The 17,892-nt window shown below is 59.8% G+C and carries 23 protein-coding genes; 13 read left to right on the top strand and 10 right to left on the bottom strand.

Going from position 1 to position 17,892, the window contains the following annotated elements:
• Window positions 1-19 precede the first annotated feature (19 nt).
• From ACR0NF_RS17340 to ACR0NF_RS17350, 3 genes are read right to left on the bottom strand one after another with little or no spacing between them, the layout of a single operon-like run.
• Window positions 20-613: a MotE family protein gene (locus ACR0NF_RS17340; RefSeq protein ID WP_480471554.1), complete on the bottom strand. Its 594-nt coding sequence runs from the start codon at window positions 611-613 to the stop codon at window positions 20-22.
• Window positions 610-1,095, bottom strand: coding sequence for a hypothetical protein (locus tag ACR0NF_RS17345; RefSeq protein ID WP_480471555.1), 486 nt, complete (start codon window positions 1,093-1,095; stop codon window positions 610-612). Before ACR0NF_RS17345 ends, ACR0NF_RS17340 begins: the two co-directional genes overlap by 4 nt.
• Window positions 1,096-1,104: 9 nt before the next feature.
• Window positions 1,105-1,635, bottom strand: a complete 531-nt coding sequence (locus ACR0NF_RS17350) for a flagellar basal body-associated FliL family protein (RefSeq protein ID WP_480667980.1) — start codon at window positions 1,633-1,635, stop codon at window positions 1,105-1,107.
• A gap of 86 nt (window positions 1,636-1,721) precedes the next feature.
• On the opposite strand from ACR0NF_RS17350, the gene fliF reads away from it, so the two are divergent.
• The 4 genes from fliF to fliP are packed head-to-tail and all read left to right on the top strand — an operon-like array spanning window position 1,722 to window position 4,912.
• Window positions 1,722-3,314: a flagellar basal-body MS-ring/collar protein FliF gene (gene fliF / locus ACR0NF_RS17355; protein ID WP_480778674.1), complete on the top strand. Its 1,593-nt coding sequence runs from the start codon at window positions 1,722-1,724 to the stop codon at window positions 3,312-3,314.
• Window positions 3,314-3,910 carry a FliH/SctL family protein gene (locus ACR0NF_RS17360; RefSeq protein WP_480471557.1) on the top strand — a complete coding sequence of 199 codons (597 nt, stop codon included), beginning with the start codon at window positions 3,314-3,316 and terminating at the stop codon, window positions 3,908-3,910. Before fliF ends, ACR0NF_RS17360 begins: the two co-directional genes overlap by 1 nt.
• Window positions 3,903-4,190, top strand: coding sequence for a FliM/FliN family flagellar motor switch protein (locus ACR0NF_RS17365; RefSeq protein ID WP_480471558.1), 288 nt, complete (start codon window positions 3,903-3,905; stop codon window positions 4,188-4,190). The genes ACR0NF_RS17360 and ACR0NF_RS17365 overlap by 8 nt, the downstream gene beginning before the upstream one ends.
• A complete protein-coding gene (fliP, locus tag ACR0NF_RS17370) occupies window positions 4,190-4,912 on the top strand; it encodes a flagellar type III secretion system pore protein FliP (RefSeq protein WP_480659950.1) in 723 nt (240 codons plus the stop codon). Before ACR0NF_RS17365 ends, fliP begins: the two co-directional genes overlap by 1 nt.
• 2 nt (window positions 4,913-4,914) lie before the next feature.
• Here fliP and ACR0NF_RS17375 read toward each other — a convergent pair whose 3' ends face one another.
• Entirely contained in the window at window positions 4,915-6,357 is a 1,443-nt protein-coding gene (locus ACR0NF_RS17375) for a sensor histidine kinase (protein WP_480778675.1), read from the bottom strand.
• The gene (locus tag ACR0NF_RS17380) at window positions 6,354-7,091 is read right to left on the bottom strand and encodes a response regulator transcription factor (RefSeq protein WP_480659948.1); all 738 of its coding nucleotides are present in this window, start codon (window positions 7,089-7,091) and stop codon (window positions 6,354-6,356) included. The genes ACR0NF_RS17375 and ACR0NF_RS17380 overlap by 4 nt, the downstream gene beginning before the upstream one ends.
• A 220-nt stretch (window positions 7,092-7,311) precedes the next feature.
• Here ACR0NF_RS17380 and ACR0NF_RS17385 point away from each other — a divergent pair, with 220 nt between their 5' ends.
• The 5 genes from ACR0NF_RS17385 to ACR0NF_RS17405 all read left to right on the top strand — a co-directional run bounded on the left by ACR0NF_RS17385 (window position 7,312) and on the right by ACR0NF_RS17405 (window position 12,399).
• Window positions 7,312-8,556 carry an ABC transporter substrate-binding protein gene (locus ACR0NF_RS17385; protein ID WP_480471562.1) on the top strand — a complete coding sequence of 415 codons (1,245 nt, stop codon included), beginning with the start codon at window positions 7,312-7,314 and terminating at the stop codon, window positions 8,554-8,556.
• A gap of 57 nt (window positions 8,557-8,613) precedes the next feature.
• Window positions 8,614-9,486 carry a carbohydrate ABC transporter permease gene (locus ACR0NF_RS17390; protein WP_170684314.1) on the top strand — a complete coding sequence of 291 codons (873 nt, stop codon included), beginning with the start codon at window positions 8,614-8,616 and terminating at the stop codon, window positions 9,484-9,486.
• Window positions 9,479-10,378: a carbohydrate ABC transporter permease gene (locus ACR0NF_RS17395; protein ID WP_480471564.1), complete on the top strand. Its 900-nt coding sequence runs from the start codon at window positions 9,479-9,481 to the stop codon at window positions 10,376-10,378. Before ACR0NF_RS17390 ends, ACR0NF_RS17395 begins: the two co-directional genes overlap by 8 nt.
• A gap of 5 nt (window positions 10,379-10,383) precedes the next feature.
• Entirely contained in the window at window positions 10,384-11,481 is a 1,098-nt protein-coding gene (locus tag ACR0NF_RS17400; RefSeq protein ID WP_480471565.1) for an ABC transporter ATP-binding protein, read from the top strand.
• A gap of 108 nt (window positions 11,482-11,589) precedes the next feature.
• The gene (locus tag ACR0NF_RS17405) at window positions 11,590-12,399 is read left to right on the top strand and encodes a methyltransferase domain-containing protein (RefSeq protein ID WP_480471566.1); all 810 of its coding nucleotides are present in this window, start codon (window positions 11,590-11,592) and stop codon (window positions 12,397-12,399) included.
• Window positions 12,400-12,458: 59 nt separating this feature from the next.
• On the opposite strand, the gene ACR0NF_RS17410 is transcribed toward ACR0NF_RS17405, so the two are convergent.
• Both ACR0NF_RS17410 and ACR0NF_RS17415 read right to left on the bottom strand, forming a co-directional pair.
• Window positions 12,459-13,067 (bottom strand): MlaC/ttg2D family ABC transporter substrate-binding protein, encoded by a 609-nt coding sequence (locus ACR0NF_RS17410; RefSeq protein WP_480471567.1) that lies wholly within the window; start codon window positions 13,065-13,067, stop codon window positions 12,459-12,461.
• Window positions 13,057-13,872, bottom strand: a complete 816-nt coding sequence (locus tag ACR0NF_RS17415) for an MlaA family lipoprotein (protein WP_480471568.1) — start codon at window positions 13,870-13,872, stop codon at window positions 13,057-13,059. The genes ACR0NF_RS17410 and ACR0NF_RS17415 overlap by 11 nt, the downstream gene beginning before the upstream one ends.
• Window positions 13,873-14,168: 296 nt before the next feature.
• On the opposite strand from ACR0NF_RS17415, the gene ACR0NF_RS17420 reads away from it, so the two are divergent.
• The 4 genes from ACR0NF_RS17420 to ACR0NF_RS17435 are packed head-to-tail and all read left to right on the top strand — an operon-like array spanning window position 14,169 to window position 16,915.
• Window positions 14,169-14,624: a RidA family protein gene (locus tag ACR0NF_RS17420; protein WP_480659943.1), complete on the top strand. Its 456-nt coding sequence runs from the start codon at window positions 14,169-14,171 to the stop codon at window positions 14,622-14,624.
• Window positions 14,621-15,391 (top strand): glycerophosphodiester phosphodiesterase family protein, encoded by a 771-nt coding sequence (locus ACR0NF_RS17425; protein ID WP_480659942.1) that lies wholly within the window; start codon window positions 14,621-14,623, stop codon window positions 15,389-15,391. The genes ACR0NF_RS17420 and ACR0NF_RS17425 overlap by 4 nt, the downstream gene beginning before the upstream one ends.
• Window positions 15,392-15,437: 46 nt before the next feature.
• Window positions 15,438-16,625: a GNAT family N-acetyltransferase gene (locus ACR0NF_RS17430; protein ID WP_480778676.1), complete on the top strand. Its 1,188-nt coding sequence runs from the start codon at window positions 15,438-15,440 to the stop codon at window positions 16,623-16,625.
• On the top strand, window positions 16,622-16,915 hold the full coding sequence (locus tag ACR0NF_RS17435; protein ID WP_480471572.1) for a 4a-hydroxytetrahydrobiopterin dehydratase: 294 nt from the start codon (window positions 16,622-16,624) through the stop codon (window positions 16,913-16,915). The genes ACR0NF_RS17430 and ACR0NF_RS17435 overlap by 4 nt, the downstream gene beginning before the upstream one ends.
• 5 nt (window positions 16,916-16,920) lie before the next feature.
• On the opposite strand, the gene ACR0NF_RS17440 is transcribed toward ACR0NF_RS17435, so the two are convergent.
• The 3 genes from ACR0NF_RS17440 to ACR0NF_RS17450 are packed head-to-tail and all read right to left on the bottom strand — an operon-like array spanning window position 16,921 to window position 17,867.
• The gene (locus tag ACR0NF_RS17440) at window positions 16,921-17,232 is read right to left on the bottom strand and encodes a hypothetical protein (protein WP_480471573.1); all 312 of its coding nucleotides are present in this window, start codon (window positions 17,230-17,232) and stop codon (window positions 16,921-16,923) included.
• Between the two features lie 30 nt (window positions 17,233-17,262).
• On the bottom strand, window positions 17,263-17,610 hold the full coding sequence (locus ACR0NF_RS17445; RefSeq protein ID WP_480778677.1) for an EF-hand domain-containing protein: 348 nt from the start codon (window positions 17,608-17,610) through the stop codon (window positions 17,263-17,265).
• An 11-nt stretch (window positions 17,611-17,621) separates the two neighbouring features.
• On the bottom strand, window positions 17,622-17,867 hold the full coding sequence (locus tag ACR0NF_RS17450) for a glycine zipper 2TM domain-containing protein (RefSeq protein ID WP_480471575.1): 246 nt from the start codon (window positions 17,865-17,867) through the stop codon (window positions 17,622-17,624).
• Window positions 17,868-17,892 lie beyond the last annotated feature (25 nt).

Here is a 17,892-nt window from a genome sequence, read left to right on the forward strand (position 1 = left end):
GGTGTCGTGGGCATGAGGGCTACTCCTGCGGGGCGCGTGCATTGCGACCGGCCATGACCACGCTGATCGTATAGGCGGTTTCCGGGCTGAGTCCGGCCATCACATTCGCGGCGGCATCGGGTGGCATGCGCGACAAGAACCCCGCGGCAAAAACGGCGTCCATGGTTTCGAACAGAGCAGCCGCATCCTTGGGTTTCATGCTCTGATACACATCGGTCAGCTGGGTCAGGTCATTCTCGGCGGCTTTCTCGGCAAACGTCACCGTTTCACGAAGGGAGTCTTCAGCCTCCTCCAGAAGCGTCAGCCGGGTTTCGATGGCCTGATCCGCGATTTTCAGTGCGTATTCGCGATCTTTGATGGCAGCTTCGCGCCGGTTCAGTTCATCCTCGCGGCGCAGCAATTCTGTCAAAATTAGCTGTAAATCCGCGGCGTCCGGGTCGGTATTGGTGGTCTTTTCCTGTGGGTTTGGCGCAGGTTCGTTGCCGCGGGCCAGCGCAGGCCCGGCCTCCAGCCCAATACGGATGATGGCGGACCCAATCATCAGCAACGAGATCACGGTTAGAACACCGCTACGCCCCCGCCGATCAACCGGTTTTGCCGGGCGTCGCCTCATGATCCGGCCCCATCCTGCACACGGGCGTGCCGGAAGAACATCAACCCTTCCGGTTTCTTGATGGGCTCCTCTAACGCTTCGAGCTTCGGATCGCTGTCCTCTGAATGCGCCTCTGCGTGTTCTTCAGGCTGCTCAGGCGCATCATGGCTTTCGACCGAGGGCTCTGTCGCGGGGTTTTCAGCTTCCACGGGGCTTTCCGGCGCGACGTCATGCATCGAGGCCATCATCAATTCGAGTCGCTTTGCCACGGTTTCAGCCCGCTCGGTCAGATCCCGTAGCGCGACGCCCGATTCATCCGATGCTTCTCGGGCTGTATCCAGAGATTTCCGCAGCTCATCGGCCTGTGTCGACAGCACCGAAACGGCACCGCCCACGCCTTTTTCCAGATCGGTAAAACGCCTCAGCCGCCGCGAAAGGACAAAGCAGTACAGCCCGGCCCCAATCGCACCTGCGACCAACAGAATATCGGCAATCAGCTCCAACTTCGCCTCCTAGTTCAACACAAATTCCATCACCAGAACGTCCCGCACCCGGCCTTCGCCGGTGACGATCCCGATGCGCCGCAGCAGGTGGCCCCGGATGCGCATCAGAGCCAGAGAATCCTCGAGATCGGACAACTCCACCGCCCGCAGATAGCCGTTCAGCACATCCATGATTCGAGGCTGCATCTTTTCCACGTCAGCGGCGTAGTCTGCGTTCACCTCAAGCTGAGCGTGAAATTTCAGATGCCGCGAATCGCCTGCATTGACCGAAACGATCACCGGTGGAAGATCGACGAATGCAACGTCAGGCAATGCCTTCACCGATGCGTCAATGTCTTTCATTTCCACCTGTTTCGCCTTCTCGTCACCACCGATGGGCAGCAGGCCGGACGCGGTTGAGAAATACCCTCCGGCCCCGCCCGCGACGGTCAGAATCATCCCAAGCACCAAACCCTTTTTCCCTGACTTCTTAGGGGCTTCCGCCTCATCTACAGCTGCGTCGGTCATTCCGTCCTCATCCATCCGTTCGGTCAGTGTCATAACCCGTCAGGGACTAACCGATTGTTAAGGGCAATCGTCCAAACAGGGGCTGAGCCGAACAGAATGTCGGTGAGTCGGAGGTGAGCGTGCAGCAGATCGGAACTGTCTGGGCAAGTTTGGACAGGCGCAAACAAATCATCGTGGCCGGCGCCGTTGCGCTGGTGTTTCTGGGCGTGCTGGCGATGTCGCGGATCGTGACTGCTCCGTCGATGACCCTGCTTTATGCGGGGCTCGAAAGCGGGGCCGCGGGGGATATTATACGCACGCTGGATCAGCGTGGCGTTGCATATGAGATCCGTGGCGGTTCGATTTACGTACCAGGTTCGCAGCGGGATGAGCTGCGCATGACTCTGGCCAGTGAAGGCCTGCCTGCGAACGGCAATCGCGGCTATGAGCTGCTGGATTCCCTCAGCGGGTTCGGCACCACGTCGCAGATGTTCGACGCCGCCTATTGGCGTGCAAAAGAGGGTGAGCTGGCCCGCACCATCGTCGGCAGCCCGCATGTCAGTCAGGCGCGCGTACATATTGCCAACGGCTCGACCAATCCGTTTCAGCGCAGTGTCGAGCCGACCGCCTCGGTCTATCTGGTGCCGTCTGGTGCGCAGATCACCGGCGATCAGGCCAAGGCGATCCGGTTTCTGGTGGCCTCGGCAGTCAGCGGTCTGATGCCCGAGAACGTCACGGTGATCGATTCAAACGGGGCCGTGATCGGGGCGCAGGAAACGGCTGTTGCCGCTGATACCGCAGATGACAAGGCGCGTGAGCTGCGCGACCGGGTCATGCGGCTGGTTGAGGCCCGTGTGGGTGCGGGCAATGCGGTGGTCGAGATCAGCGTGGATACGGTGACCGAAACCGAATCGATCCGGGAGCGTCGCTTTGATCCGAAAGGTCGCGTTGCGATCAGCACGGATATCGAAGAACGCTCGGACAGTGCCCGCAACCAATCCGCAGATGTGACCGTCGCGTCGAACCTGCCGGACGGCGATGGCGGCGGCGGTGACAAATCGAATTCGAACGCAACCCAGACCCGCGAGCGCGTGAATTACGAAGTGTCCGAGACCGAGCTTGAGGTGCATCGCGCACCGGGAGCGATAAAACGTCTGACCGTTGCCGTTCTGGTCAACGGCGCGCGCGAGGTCGGCACCGATGGCGCAGAGATATTTGTGCCGATGCCGCAGGCCGAACTGGACGCGCTGGAGGAACTGGTGGCCTCGGCCGTGGGTTTCGATCCCGAACGCGGCGATGTGATTACGTTGAAATCGCTCGATTTGCCGGTTGTTGAACCGCAAGGCACGCTGGTGTCGGCTTCAGTCTGGCAGAAGATCCATCTGGACGCGATGTCGCTGATCCAGATGGCGGTTCTGGCGTTGGTTTCGCTTGTCCTAGGTCTGTTCGTCATCCGGCCTATCCTGACGAAACCTGCAACTGCGGCGGCGCTATTGCCCGCGACTTCGACCTCCGAGGCTGACCCGGCATCTTACCTCACCGGAGAAATCGCCGACGGAAACACGCAGGAATTTGCACCTCTTGCCGATCCGGTGCAATCGCGTGTTCCCGCCATTGCCAACGGTCCGACTGAAGACCCGGTTGACCGGCTGCGCGCGATGATCGGCGACAAGCAGGAAGAAACGGTCGAGATCCTGCGCAGCTGGCTTGAGGAAAGCGAGGAGAAGGTGTGATGTCGATTGCCCATCTTCTTGAGGATTTCACCCTGCAAGCCGGTGGTGGTGCGGTGCATCTGCTGGATGAAGAAGCGCTCGAAGAACAGCGGCTTGCCGCATTCGAAAAAGGCTATGGCGCGGGATGGGAAGATGCTGTTCAGGCGCAGGAACGGGGTCGCGATCAGTTGAGTGCCGATCTGGCCTCCACCCTGTCTGATCTGTCCTTCACCTATCACGAGGCGCTGACACGCATGACGCTTTCACTGGAGCCGATGTTTCAAAGCCTTGTCGAAACCGTTTTGCCCGAGACGATCAAGCAGGGTTTCGCTCCGCGCCTTGCCGAACAACTGTCCGGAATGGCGCGGGAGCAGATCGGGCAGCCGATACTGCTGCGCGTGCCCGACGGAACCTTGGCCCAGATCGAAGCGGCATTGCCACAGGATCTGACCCCAGCACCGCAAGTTATCGAAGACCCCGCTCTGGAACCCGGCCAGGCCTATCTGCAAGTGGGCATCGCCCGGCAGCAGCTAGACTGCAGCGCCATGCTTGAGGCCATTGCCGAGGCGTTCGATGCATATCTGTTTGAAGCAAAAGAGGCTTTGTCAAATGAGTGATCCCCACCCCGCAAAAACCGAAAAAGCCAACCCGTTCGAGGCGGTGCCGATCGAAGTGACAGTCTCGGTCGGTCGCGCGCGTCCGTTGATCCGGGATTTGCTGAATATGGGTGAAAATGCAGTGCTGACGCTGGACAAACGGATCGAAGATCCGGTGGATCTCTATGTCGGGGACCAACTGGTCGCGCGCGGGCTACTGGAAGAGATGGAGGGCGAACAGGCCGGGCAATTGGCTGTGCGGTTGACCGAGATTTCGGATCTGCAGAACGGGATCGGGTAATGCGCCTGTCCATCTGGCTGGTGGTTCTGCTTTTGCCTACGGTGGCCGGTGCGCAGGAACTTTCCCTGTCACTGGGGGAGGGCGGGTCGATTTCTGCCCGAACCATCCAGTTGATCCTGTTGATCACGGTGCTGAGCCTCGCGCCGGGACTCGCGATCATGATCACCTGTTTTCCGTTTCTGATCACTGTGCTGGCGATCCTGCGGCAAGGGATCGGGTTGCAGCAATCGCCGCCCAATATGCTGATCGTCAGCCTCGCATTGTTTTTGACCTATTTCATCATGGAACCGGTTTTCACCGAAGCCTGGACCACCGGAATCCAGCCCATGGTGAACGAAACGCTGGATGTCGAACCGGCGCTTGAGCGTGCGTTGATCCCGTTTCGCAGTTTCATGGCAGCACGCCTTGATGCAGAGACGTTTCAGGCCATGGCCGCTTTGCGTCCCGAAGGTGCTACGATGCAATTGTCACCTGAAGCGCCGCTCTCGGTTCTGATGCCTTCATTCATGTTATCGGAGATCGCGAGGGCATTTCAAATCGGATTTCTGATTTTCCTGCCCTTCCTGATCATCGATCTGGTGGTTGCGGCGGTTCTGATGTCGATGGGGATGATGATGGTGCCACCCGCGACGGTTTCGCTCCCATTCAAACTGGCTTTTTTTGTGATTGCAGATGGCTGGGCCCTGATCGCCAGTGCTCTGGTGCGCAGTTATTTACCTTGATGTCAGTGTCGGGTGATCTGAAGTCGTGCGCGCAGCCCGTGATCCCCGGCTTCAAAGCTGAGCGTGCCTCCATGCTGCTCGGCCACGGTGCTGGCAATGGTCAGGCCCAGCCCGAACCCGTCCGATGACCCCGTGTTCGAGCCGCGTTGAAAGGGGGCCAACAGCGCCTCGATATCGGCGACGGACAAATCGGCTCCTTTGTCTTCGACGATGATCGTGGCGGTTTGTGCATCGGTTTCCAGCGTAACCTCGGCACGACGTCCGTATTTCAAGGCGTTGTCGATCAGATTGGTCAGTGCTCGTTTCAGCGAGATTGGCCGCCCCGTCACCAGAATCCGCCGTGTCTCAGGCAAGGAACCAAAGCCCCGGCGCGACATGAACACAGATGGCGCCCCTTCCAGCGCGACCGGATCAACGGTTTTGAGCGTGACCGGCAGGTTCATGTCCTGATAATCGGCCACCAAAGCCTCAACCAGCGAAGTCAGAGAGAGCTGGCGCGGTTCTTCAACGCTCAGCTCGGACCGCGTATAGGTCAGGACGCTTTCGATCATTCCCGTCATTTGATCCACGTCGGCTTCGAGCTTTTCGCGCAGTTCCACATCCGGGATCAGTGCCGCGCGCAGGCGCACGCGTGTGGCGGGTGTGCCCAGATCGTGACTGACACCCGACAGCACAATGGCGCGCTTTTCAAGCTGCGCGCGCTCGGCGTCGAGATGATCGTTTACAGCGGCAACGATATCACGCAGTTCATCCGGCCCATCCGCATCATAGCTCTGCGGCCCCCCACGGCGTTTCCGGTCGCGCAGGGCCTGGGCAAAACGCGTGAAACTGTCCGAGACGTTCCCGACCGAGGTCAGCAGCACCCCAAGCGCCACGATACCAAACAGAATGGCAGGCAGCCGCAGATCTGTGGGCGCTGCCCCGCAGCCCCAGATCTCGGTTCCGTCGACCTGCTGCCACGGCCCCCGTCCAAACTGGGCAATGAGTATGGGTTCGCTGCAGTAAGTGGCCAGCAGGCGGGTCAGGTTGCCCATCTTTTCGGGCCCTGTCTGATCGCTGCCCGAAACGATATCCGACACCGGATAGATCAGCCGATCCGACATCACCGCCAGCGTGAGTTCGCGCCCGCTCAGCGGGGCGGAGCTGTCGGTCAGGATGGACAGATTAGTGATAAAGCGGCGGCCAGCGGCAGCGGGCAGTTGCTGAAATTCGCCACGTTCGGCCAGTTCGGTCTCTTCAACGTCCAGCGGTGTGATCTTCAGCCCGGGGGGCGGGGCCACACCCGTACGAAGCTCTTCGTAAGCGGCGAACCCTGCCACAAAGGATTGGGTCAAGTAGCGGTTCCAGGCCTGGGCAGACGCAAACCACAGCCCTGCCGAGATCAGCCCGGCGGCAAAAGCCGACAAGGTCCAAATCCAACCGAGACTGCGCAGGCGCAGGGTCATGCGCTTTCATCCACCAAAACTTCGGCGGCAAAAACATACCCAACGCCCCGTTCGGTTCGCAGCATCTGCGGATCCTTCGGGTTCGCCTCGATCTTCGAGCGTAACCGTCCGACCAGCATATCGATGGCGCGGCCCTGCGCCTCGGGCTTGTCTGTTTCGCCTGTGACATCCAGCGCGGCAGCGATCTCATCCCGGGTCAGGGGGATATGCGGGTTGGCCAGCAGCACCTTCAAAAGTGCGGATTCCCGTTGCGAAAGCGCGACCTGAAACCCTTCGGGCGAGTGCACCTCGTCCCGTTTTCCATCATAAAGCCAGCCGTTGAACCGAAAGCTTTTGGTCCGGCGGCGATACACCAGTGACGGAGTACGCCGGGCACGCTGCATCACCGCGCGGACGCGGGCCAGCAGCAGCTGCGGGTTGAACGGTTTGGCGATATAATCATCGGCCCCGACCTCATACCCCGCCATCCGCTGATGATCTGCTGACAGGGCTGAAACCAGAATGATCGGCACATCCTGCTCAGCCCTCAGGCGGGCGCAGATTTCGACTCCGTTCTCATCGCCCAACATCACATCCAGCAAGATCAGGTCGATCCGACCCGCAGCCAGATGCGACCGGATTTCGTTTTCCGAACTGGCGGGCAGGGCGATGAACCCGTTCTGTTGCAGGAACTGGGTCATCATCGACCGCATCTCAGGGTCGTCATCCACCACCAAAAGTCGCGGAATGCTCACGCGGTTTCTCCTCCCAATTTCTGCTCCTCCGACATCATGCATTGTAACGAACGGAAACAGATTCAATGTCAACGTAACACGCTGTAACAAAAGCGGTGAAAATCTGGATCATGGCTGAGTTTTAGCACGGATTCCGCGTTGCCAGGTTCCAATCCGTTAGCGCTATATCGAGCATCGCTGCTTTTCGCAGTTACAAAGTTCTCTAGGGAGGAGACACAAAATGAAACGTTTTGCATTTGCCACCGTTTCGACACTGGCCGTTGCGGCCGCGTCGTCCGTTGTGGCCGAGCCGCAGGCCGAAGTTCTGCATTGGTGGACGTCGGGTGGCGAGGCCAAGTCGGTCGCCGTATTGCAGGAAGAGTTCGCCTCGAACGGCGGGACATGGACCGATATGCCGGTTGCTGGCGGCGGCGGTGATGCAGCGATGACCGCGCTACGCGCACGGGTTCTGGCCGGTAACGCGCCGACCGCTGTTCAGCTGAAAGGCCCTGCCATTCAGGAATGGTATGAAGAGGGCGTTCTGGCCGACATCTCGTCAGTGGCCGAGGCCGAGGGCTGGGCAGATGTGCTGCCCGCCTCGATTGCCGGTCACATGCAGTGTGAGGGCACATGGTGCGCCGCTCCGGTAAACGTACATCGCGTCGACTGGATCTGGGCCAATGCCGATGTTCTGGCCGCCAATGGCATCGAAATGCCGACCACATGGGATGAATTCAACGCCGCCGCTGACAAGCTGCAGGCCGCTGGGGTGATCCCGCTGGCTCATGGTGGTCAGGCATGGCAGGACGCGACCGTGTTCGAAACCGTGGTTCTGGGCATTGGTGGGCCTGAGTTCTTCCAGAAAGCACTGGTTGATCTGGACCCCGACGCGCTGACCTCGGACACCATGGTTCAGGTCTTTGACCAGATGCGCACCATGCGCGGATATGTGGACGAAAACTTCTCGGGCCGCGACTGGAACCTTGCAACCGCCATGGTCATGAACGGCGAAGCGGCGTTCCAGATCATGGGTGACTGGGCCAAGGGTGAATTCCTGGCGGCTGGCAAGAAGCCGGGTGAGGACTTCCTGTGTGCCTCGACCCCCGGTGACGGCTATCTGTATAACGTTGACAGTTTTGCCATGTTCGACGTGGACGGAGACGACAAGAAAGCCGGTCAGGACCTGCTGGCCAAGCTGATCGTTGCGCCGAACTTCCAGAAAGTGTTCAACCTGAACAAGGGCTCGATCCCCGCACGCACCGACGTGGCGCTGGATGACTTCGACATCTGCGCCAACCTGTCGGCCGAAGATATGGGTTCGACCTCGGACGCGGGTTCGCTGCTGCCGTCCTATGCCCATGGCATGGCGCTGCGCGGGTCGCAGTCCGGTGCGATTACGGATGTTGTGACCGCGCATTTCAACTCGGATATGTCGTCGGCTGACGCGGTTCAGCAACTGGCGGCCGCAGTGGCCAACAGCTACTGATCCAAATCGCTCTGCCCCCTATAGTGAGGGGCAGAGCACCTTTCCCCGGAGGAAAAAATGTCCGAATGGCTGGAAAACCACCTGCCCAAGGTGGTGCTGGCACCGTCGTTCATCGCCGTGTTGATCTTTGTCTACGGCTTTATCGGATGGACCGCATGGGTGTCGCTAACCCGATCGAAACTACTGCCGAAATACGAGATCAAGGGCTTCATCCAATACGAACGCCTGTTCGAGTCCCCGCGCTGGGATACGGCAATCAACAATCTGTATATCTTTGGCGCGTTGTTCATCGTGATCGCGATGGTGCTGGGTCTGCTGCTGGCCATCTTGCTGGATCAAAAGATTCGCGTCGAAGGGGCGATCCGCACGATCTACCTCTACCCCATGGCGCTGTCGATGATCGTCACCGGCACCGCGTGGAAGTGGATCCTGAATCCGGGTCTGGGCATTGAATCCATGGTGCAGGGCTGGGGCTTTACAAACTTCGAGTTCGACTGGCTGGTGAACCCCGATTACGCCATCTACACCATCGTGATGGCCGCGATCTGGCAAAGCTCGGGCTTCGTGATGGCGCTTTTCCTCGCTGGCCTTCGGTCGGTGGATGGTGAGATTATCAAGGCCGCGCAGGTCGATGGTATCCCCACATGGCGCATCTATACGGCGATCATCATCCCCTCGATGGCCCCAATCTTCCTGTCCGCCTTCATCGTGCTGGCGCACCTCGCGATCAAAAGCTTCGACCTTGTCATCGCCCTGACCGGCGGCGGTCCCGGCTACGCAACTGACCTGCCCGCCACCTACATGTACGCCATGGCGTTTTCGCGCGGCGATATCGGTCAGGCGGCGTCGTCCGCGATGATCATGATGCTGGTCGTCTTTGCCATCGTGGTTCCCTATCTTTACTCAGAGCTGAGGGCGAAAAATGACTGATCTGTCGATGCCCCAAACCGAAACCCGCACCCAAAGCGCCACTGGTAAGATTGCCCTGCGTTGGTTGCTTTATGTCCTGCTGGGCCTGTTCGCGCTGTATTACCTGATGCCGCTGTTCGTGATGTTGACCACATCGTTGAAAAGTCTTGAGGAAATCCGCACCGGCAGCCTGATCTCACTGCCCCGCGAGGTCAGCTTTGATGCCTGGAAGACCGCCTGGTCTGGCGCTTGTACCGGTATCCAGTGTGAGGGCTTGCGGCCCTATTTCTGGAACTCGGTCCTGATCGCGGTGCCTGCGGTGGCGATCTCGACCCTGCTGGGCGCGCTGAATGGTTATGTCGTGGCGCAGTGGCGGTTCAAAGGGGCCAATATCATCTTCTCGCTGATGCTGTTCGGCTGCTTCATCCCGTTCCAGGTGGTCCTGCTGCCGATGGCGCGCCTGCTGGGCATGATGGGGATCGCCGGGACCATTCCGGGCCTGATCTTTGTCCACGTGATCTACGGGCTGGGTTTCACCACGCTGTTCTTCCGCAACTACTATGTCACCATTCCGGCTGAGCTGACCAAGGCCGCCCGGGTTGATGGCGCAGGCTTCCTGCGGATTTTCTGGTCGATCTTCCTGCCTCTGTCGCTGCCGATCATCGTGGTGACCGTGATCTGGCAGTTCACGCAGATCTGGAATGACTTCCTGTTCGGCGTGTCGTTCAGCCAGGCGGGCACACAGCCCGTGACCGTGGCGCTCAACAATATCGTAAACTCCACCACCGGCGTCAAAGAGTACAACGTCGACATGGCTGCCGCGATCATCGCGGGGCTGCCGACGCTGCTCGTCTATGTCGTAGCCGGTAAGTATTTCATCCGCGGCCTGACCGCTGGCTCAGTGAAGGGATAAGACCCATGGCTCCCATCCTTGATATCAACAAACTCTACAAGAACTACGGCGCGACCGAGATTCTGAAGGACATCAACATCTCGATCGATCCGGGCGATTTCCTGGTGCTGGTCGGCCCCTCGGGCTGCGGTAAATCCACCCTGCTGAACTGTATCGCAGGGCTGGAGGAGATCACCGGCGGGACGCTCTCCATCGGCGGCAACGACATGACCCATGTCAGCCCCAAGGACCGCGACATTGCGATGGTGTTCCAGTCCTATGCGCTCTACCCGACGATGACCGTGGCCAAGAACATCACCTTCGGTATGAAGGTGCGCGGGGTCGATCAGGCCACGCAGGAGGCCAAGCTCAAAGAGGTTGCCTCGCTGCTGCAGATCGAGCCGCTGCTCAACCGCCGCCCCAGCCAGCTTTCGGGCGGGCAGCGTCAGCGGGTGGCCATGGGCCGGGCGCTGGTGCGTGACCCCAAGCTGTTCCTGTTCGATGAGCCGCTTTCGAACCTCGACGCCAAGCTGCGGGTCGAGATGCGGACCGAGATCAAGAAACTGCACCAGACGCTGGATGCCTCCATCGTTTACGTCACCCACGACCAGATCGAGGCGATGACACTGGCGACCAAGATTGTGGTTCTGAAAGGCGGTGTCGTGCAGCAGATCGGCACCCCGGCCGAGATCTACAACAACCCGGCCAACCTGTTTGTGGCCGATTTCATGGGCTCGCCCGCGATGAACCTGATCCCGGCGCAAGCATCGAATACCGGCGCGGGGACGCAAATCGCCATTGCGTGCCCATCGGGTGAGACACTGGTGCTCAACGACGCGCGCGAACTGTCCCTGCCGCAAGACGTCATCCTCGGCCTGCGTCCTGAGGACATCGCAGAGGCCGGCTTCCGCGCCGGGGCGGGCGTGCAAGAGGCGGCCTGCATGGTCGATATGGTCGAACCTGCGGGTGCGGATACCTATGTGGTCTCGGAGCTGGGAGGCAAACAGGTCACCGCGCGCCTGCACGCCGAAACCAGCGCTCAGGCCGGGCATATGCTGAACCTCGCGTTCGACATGAGCAAGGTTTCGTACTTCGCCAAAGAAACGGGCGAGCGATTGAACTGAGAACGGGCAGGTCCGCAGCGTGATTGCTGCGGGCCACGCCTGAATGACAGATTCTGGCTGTAAGAGAGGGATCATGCTAGGGTGTGCGCTCACCAAGGGAGGCGCACAATGTCCGACCCCTATTCCGATCTGGCAGCGCAAGATATCTCTGTTCAGGAACGTATCGCCGAGGCGATGGAGGCCCGGTGTCTCGAACCTGCGCAAAAAGAGATCAGAGGCACTTATCTGAGCGATCTGTGTGTCCCAGCTGGCGGTTTTGCGGTCGAGCTGGGCTCCGGAACTGGCCACGTCACGCATGAACTGCTGTTGGTGCCGGGAGTTGAGCGCGCGCTTGGGCTCGAACCTTCGCCGGTTATGGTGGAGCGTGCGCGGAACAGCTTTTCCAGCGAAAGCCGCCTTGTTTTTGAAACTGGCGACGCCAAAGCAACTGGCCTTGAGGACAATTCAGTAGACCTTGTTCTGGCGCACACTTTGCTGTGCCACGTGCCTGGCCCCGAGGATGTCATTTCGGAAGCATTTCGCATTTTGAAGCCCGGCGGCATATTTGCGATTTGCGATGGGGATTATGACACTGCAACTGCCCAGATCGCCGATTATGATCCGCTGGATCAGCTTGTCCGCTTCATGATCAATCAGAACGTGACCAGTCTTTGGATCATGCGCCAGATCGGTGGGTTGCTGACGCAAGCCGGGTTTGAACTGGGCCGCCGCCGAGGGCATGGCTATGTGGCGGAAGGCGAAGCGACATATTTTCTGACGGTCATTGACCGCGGCGCAGACCGCATGGCGGAAACCGGGTTGCTACAACCTGAAACAGCGCAGGCGTTGAAGTCCGAAGCAAAGGCGCGCGTCGATGCGAGCCGTTTTTTCGGCTACATGTCCTATGTCAGCCAGATCGCGCGCAAACCCGCTGCCTGAACATGAAAGCCGCCGCACGAACGGGTCGGGCGGCGGCCTGCGCAGAATAGCTACGCTTATCAGCTGGTCTTGTTCAAATCCTTGATCAGACGATTCAAATCACCGCCGCGCGCGTCCAACATGGCTCCGATCTCGGTGCGTTCGGTCAGTAGCAGGTTCACGCCTTCGATGAACATGTTGAAGAACTTGCCGCTGCCGGACTTGTCCGACACCAGGAAGGTTACCTCAAACGGAGAAGAGCCGCGCAGCTTGACCGAGGTGCGCACCTCGTAGCCTGCCTTGATCTTGCGGGCGTTGCGAACGGTGACCTCTCCGCCGATGAATTCGCGGAACCGGCGGCCGTATTTGCGCGAGATATAGCCCTGAAACGCGCGGGTGAACTGGCGCAGCTGGGCGGGCGAGGCGCTGCGGGCTTCGACACCCAGCGCATAGCGCGCCATGATTGGCACATCGCCATACTGAACAAAGATCTTCTCGAAATCGCGCAACATGGCGTTTTCGGATTTGCCCGAGGCGATCACCCGGTTGATGTCGGCGACCACCGAATTGACCAGTTGTGTGGCGCCCGCTTCGGTCAGCGCAAAGGCGGGCAGGGGCAGGGTCATCACCGTCAGCCCGGTCAGGGCAGTGGCGACAAACTGGCGTCGGTTCATCAGATTATTCGGCATAGGGGTCCTCGTAGGGGTCTAGGAAGGGGTCCCTGACAGGGTCGGTCCCGGTGTTTGCATAGGGATCGTCATACAGCCCGAGATAGGCGTCCTCATCGTCTCGTGCCAGTTCAAAACGACGATTTTGAAGATAGATTGTGCGGGCCTGCGCGTAACTGTCTGCACTTTCATAGAGAATCGAGTCGACCGTATCCGAGAAACGTCCACGATCCCCCATGCGCCGCACGACCTCGGCATAGACGCCCAGATTGTCCGCCGGGCGGGTGGGGCTGAAATTGATCGGGTTCGAGAACAGATTCACAATCACACCCACCGCATCGCGGGTGGTAGACGGGCCGTAGAAGGGCAGTTCGACATAGGCACCCTCGCCGAAGCCCCAGACATGCAGCGTCTCGCCGAAATCGGTATCGACGGGTGGCAGGTTCAGCTCATCCGCCGGGGCCGACAGGCCAAATCCGCCCACGGTCATGTTGATCACAAATCGCAGCAAAGCGTTGCCCATCTGTTTGGGGTTGCCCTGCAGAAGATAGTCAACTGCTTGACCCGGAAGGGAAATATTCTCGGCAAAGGTGCTGAAGCTTGTGACCATCGGGTCGGGCACGATCTTCACATACCCTTTCGAGGCCGGGCGAAACAGGAACCGGTCCACGCCCAGGTTGAACTTGTGAATGCCGCGGTTGGCGTTTTCGTAAGGGTCGAAAATCTCACCCCGGGCGGCGGCGTCCTGTGGCTGCGATGCGCAGGCGGACAAAGCCGTCAGGACGGCCAGAATGATCAGGTGCTTCAGGCGAATAGGGCTCGGCACGGTCTTCGTTACTCCAAAAATTGCCCGGTGGTGCTGCCGGGCCTTCAATCAATACGGCCTTTGCGGTCTCGGTGGTGCAATTGGTCTCACATAGACCTTTCGCAGGGAATTTGAAACAACAACTCGCGTTTACCCCAGCCGATAGGTCGGGGTAAAGTGACACGATATCAACACATCCTGAATAAGTGGAGAGGTGCCCAGATCGCGGGCAATCGGAAAAAAGCCGCTTTCCCGCTTTCCGAAGATGCGTTTCCCGGTTAGCGTCCGCCCGAGTCAAAATCTTGGAGACCCAATTCATGAGCATCGCAGCAAAACTGGACAGCCTTGGCATCACCCTGCCTGACGCACCCGCCCCGGCAGCCAATTACGTGCCTTTCGTGCGGATCGGCAACATTGTCTATATCTCGGGTCAGATCTCGAAAAATGAGGGTCTGATCACCGGCAAGCTGGGCGATGACATGGATGTCGAAGCGGGCGCAGCTGCCGCCAAGGTCTGCGCCATCAACCTGCTGGCTCAGGTCAAGGCGGCCTGCGGCGGGAATATCGACAAACTGGTGCGTGTGATCAAGCTGACCGGTTTCGTGAACTCCACCGCCGATTTCACCGCGCAGCCGCAGGTCATCAACGGTGCCTCTGATTTCCTGGTCGAGGCGTTGGGAGAGGCGGGCCGCCACTCGCGTTCCGCTGTCAGCGCGGCTTCGCTGCCGCTTGGCGTAGCGGTCGAAATCGAAGGCATCTTCGAGGTTCAATGACCCCACCTCTGCCCTCGGAATTCCTGCGACGCCCGATCGCGCATCGGGCGTTGCACGATGTTTCGGATCAGCGGCCCGAAAACAGCCGGGCCGCGATTCGTGCAGCGATTGAGGCCGGATACGGGATCGAGATTGATCTGCAGTTGACCTCGGATGGTCGCGCGATGGTGTTTCATGATTACGACCTGAAACGCCTGACCGGCCAGTCCGGCCCGATTCAGCAGATCACCGCCGCGCGGGCGCAGGCTCTGCCTCTGCTGCACTCGGATGGCGAAGGCATTCCGACCTTGGACGAAGTGCTTGATCTGGTCGCAGGCCGCGTGCCCCTGCTGATTGAGCTCAAAGATCAGGATGGTGCGATGGGCACGAATATAGGCGCGCTCGAAACGGATGCGGTGCGCGCGATGGAAGGCTACGACGGCCCAGTGGCGCTGATGTCGTTCAACCCCAACTCGGTCGCCGAGCTGGCGCAGATTGCGCCCGAATTGCCACGCGGCATCGTCACCTGTTCCTATGACCCGAAGGTCGAGCTGCTGCCCGCCAAGGTCTGTGATCATCTGCGCACGATCCCGGATTTCGACCGGGTCAAGGCCAGTTTCATCAGCCATGAAGCCGACGACCTGAACCGCCCCCGTGTCGCTGAGATCAAGGCGCAGGGCGTGCCGATCCTGTGCTGGACCGTCCGCTCGCACGATCAAGAGGCAGAGACCCGCAAGGTTGCCGATAATGTGACCTTCGAGGGATATTTGGCCGCGCATCCGGGTTGAACCGCGACCCGTCCGTCACAGATAAAGATCTAGGCGCGGAGGGCACATGGATCAGGCACAGATCGAGGTTCGGGTTATGACATCGCTCTCGCAGATTGCCGCGAGCGACTGGGACAGTTGCGCCTGCCCCGAGACGGCCGAGGGGGGGCGACCCCTTGATCCGTTCACCACGCACCGGTTTCTTTTGGCCCTGGAAGAAAGCGGCTCGATCGGGCGCGGCTCGGGCTGGCAGCCGCAATTCCTGACCGCCTATCTGGATGGGATGTTGATTGGCGCAGCGCCTATGTACGCAAAATCGCATTCTCAGGGCGAATATATCTTCGATCATAGCTGGGCCCATGCCTATGAGAGCGCGGGCGGGCAGTATTACCCGAAACTGCAGATCGCCGTGCCGTTCACGCCCGCAACGGGCCGACGCTTTCTGGTCCGGCCCGGTTATGACGCCATCGGCATGTCGGCGCTGGTGCAGGGGGCGGTGCAGCTGGCCGCCGAAAACCGCGTCTCTTCCCTGCATGCCACCTTCTGTACCGAGGCAGAGGCTCTGGCCGGTGAACAAATGGGCCTCATGGTCCGGCATTCGCAGCAGTTTCACTGGCTCAATGACAATTATGCGGATTTCGACGGGTTTCTGGCCGCGCTGTCGTCGCGCAAGCGCAAGAATATCCGCAAGGAACGTGCGCAGGCCTGCGATTTTGGGGGCCAGATTCGCACGATCTCAGGGGGTGATCTGCGCCCCGAGCATTGGGACGCGTTCTGGCGGTTTTATCAGGATACCGGAGCCCGCAAGTGGGGTGCGCCGTATCTGACACGGCAATTCTTTGATATCGCTCAGGAAACCATGGCCGACGATATGGCCTTGGTGCTGGCTGAACGCAATGGCTACCCCGTCGCCGGCGCGTTGAACTTCATCGGACGGGAAACGCTCTATGGCCGCTATTGGGGATGTGTCGAGCATCACCCCTGCCTGCATTTCGAACTGTGCTATTATAGGGCGATCGACTTCGCCATTGCTGAAGGGCTGGCCCGGGTCGAAGCCGGGGCGCAGGGCGAGCACAAGTTGGCACGCGGTTATCTGCCAACCCGCACGCATAGCTTGCATTGGGTCGGTGATCCGGGCTTTGCTGATGCCGTACAGAAATATCTGGACGCCGAGGCCCACGCAGTGGGAGAAGAGATCGAGATTCTGACGGATTACGGCCCGTTCAGGAAATCGAACCCGGAGGAACAGCAATGACCGAACTTCTGTCTACCGAGACCCGCGGCCCGCTGCTGGACCCGCTGTTCAGGAATGGCTGGACCATGGTCGAGGACCGCGATGCAATCACCAAGACGTTTATCTTCGAAGATTTCGTGCACGCATTCGGCTGGATGACCCAGGTCGCGATCTTTGCCGAGAAGTGGAACCATCATCCGGAATGGTCCAATGTCTACCGCACGGTCGAGGTGACCCTGTCCACCCACGACGTAGGCGGCCTTTCGGCGCTGGACGCCAAGCTGGCGCGAAAAATGGACAGCCTGATCTAAGCGCCTCAGCCCCGGTCGGACTGCGACCCTGTGCCCCCGGCCAGCAAGGCGGCGGTGCCGAGTTCTCTGAACTCGGAAACCGTCACTGTGCCATCGGTGACATCGATATTACCGGGAATGCGGATCGTGCGACTGCCGATTGACCGGACGCTGCGGGCCGCCGGATTGATATCCAGACAGCGCGTTTCATAACAGGTCAGACCGCTGGTATTGATCTGGATGCGCGCCTGCCCGTCAGGGCCGGTGACAACCGGAGATTGTGGCACATCACAGGCCGCCAGAACCGCCATCGCCCCGATACCGACCCAAATACGCATGACACTCTCCCGCTTTTTCAAAGCCGGGTGTCAGTCCAACCGGCCATTGCCATCCTGATCCGCCGCCTCGAAATCGCGCTGCATTTGCGTGGCGTACTCAGCTTTGGAAATAAGGCTGTCGCCGTCGCGGTCAACCGCCTGAAACTGTTTGAGATCCAGAAACGGTTTGGCTTCACTCAGACCCAGAGTGCCGTTCTTGTCTTCGTCCATCGCCTGAAAGGCATAGTCCGAGAAGGCGTTGAACTCGTCCTGCGACAGGAAGCCGTCATGGTTGGTGTCGATGTTCTTCAACTCGGCCTCATTCAGTTCCGAGACGCTCTGAGCCCCTGCAGTCCCGGCCAGGGTCAGAGCAGTGATTACAATCAATATATGTTTCATCTTGGACCCTCTCAGCATGCATAGCGCTGGCCGGAAACGCCGCCAGCAGCGGCACCTGCCGCGGTCAGGATGGCTTTGCCCGACCCGCCGCCGAACTGATTGCCAATCGCACCACCAATCAGCGCGCCGCCCAGCGTGCCGCTGAGACACGCAATCTCATGCTGCCGGGCTGCCTGTTGCTGTGGGGTGGGGGCCGGGCCGCAGGCGGCAAGCGCGCCCGTTCCGGCAAGAAGTAGGGTGAGTAATTTCAAACGCATCAATCAACTCCCAAGCTATATGCGC

Source organism: Ruegeria sp. CF4 (genome assembly GCF_056537345.1).

Coding starts and splice junctions, on each gene's coding strand:
- ACR0NF_RS17430 (WP_480778676.1), top strand. CDS start 15,438: ATGGATCAGGCACAGATCGAGGTTCGGGTTATGACATCGCTCTCGCAG.
- ACR0NF_RS17385 (WP_480471562.1), top strand. CDS start 7,312: ATGAAACGTTTTGCATTTGCCACCGTTTCGACACTGGCCGTTGCGGCC.
- ACR0NF_RS17340 (WP_480471554.1), bottom strand. CDS start 613: ATGAGGCGACGCCCGGCAAAACCGGTTGATCGGCGGGGGCGTAGCGGT.
- ACR0NF_RS17410 (WP_480471567.1), bottom strand. CDS start 13,067: ATGCCGAATAATCTGATGAACCGACGCCAGTTTGTCGCCACTGCCCTG.
- ACR0NF_RS17420 (WP_480659943.1), top strand. CDS start 14,169: ATGAGCATCGCAGCAAAACTGGACAGCCTTGGCATCACCCTGCCTGAC.
- ACR0NF_RS17390 (WP_170684314.1), top strand. CDS start 8,614: ATGTCCGAATGGCTGGAAAACCACCTGCCCAAGGTGGTGCTGGCACCG.
- ACR0NF_RS17405 (WP_480471566.1), top strand. CDS start 11,590: ATGTCCGACCCCTATTCCGATCTGGCAGCGCAAGATATCTCTGTTCAG.
- ACR0NF_RS17435 (WP_480471572.1), top strand. CDS start 16,622: ATGACCGAACTTCTGTCTACCGAGACCCGCGGCCCGCTGCTGGACCCG.
- ACR0NF_RS17375 (WP_480778675.1), bottom strand. CDS start 6,357: ATGACCCTGCGCCTGCGCAGTCTCGGTTGGATTTGGACCTTGTCGGCT.
- ACR0NF_RS17350 (WP_480667980.1), bottom strand. CDS start 1,635: ATGACACTGACCGAACGGATGGATGAGGACGGAATGACCGACGCAGCT.
- ACR0NF_RS17400 (WP_480471565.1), top strand. CDS start 10,384: ATGGCTCCCATCCTTGATATCAACAAACTCTACAAGAACTACGGCGCG.
- ACR0NF_RS17450 (WP_480471575.1), bottom strand. CDS start 17,867: ATGCGTTTGAAATTACTCACCCTACTTCTTGCCGGAACGGGCGCGCTT.
- fliP (WP_480659950.1), top strand. CDS start 4,190: ATGCGCCTGTCCATCTGGCTGGTGGTTCTGCTTTTGCCTACGGTGGCC.
- ACR0NF_RS17360 (WP_480471557.1), top strand. CDS start 3,314: ATGTCGATTGCCCATCTTCTTGAGGATTTCACCCTGCAAGCCGGTGGT.
- ACR0NF_RS17425 (WP_480659942.1), top strand. CDS start 14,621: ATGACCCCACCTCTGCCCTCGGAATTCCTGCGACGCCCGATCGCGCAT.
- ACR0NF_RS17365 (WP_480471558.1), top strand. CDS start 3,903: ATGAGTGATCCCCACCCCGCAAAAACCGAAAAAGCCAACCCGTTCGAG.
- ACR0NF_RS17445 (WP_480778677.1), bottom strand. CDS start 17,610: ATGAAACATATATTGATTGTAATCACTGCTCTGACCCTGGCCGGGACT.
- ACR0NF_RS17440 (WP_480471573.1), bottom strand. CDS start 17,232: ATGCGTATTTGGGTCGGTATCGGGGCGATGGCGGTTCTGGCGGCCTGT.
- ACR0NF_RS17395 (WP_480471564.1), top strand. CDS start 9,479: ATGACTGATCTGTCGATGCCCCAAACCGAAACCCGCACCCAAAGCGCC.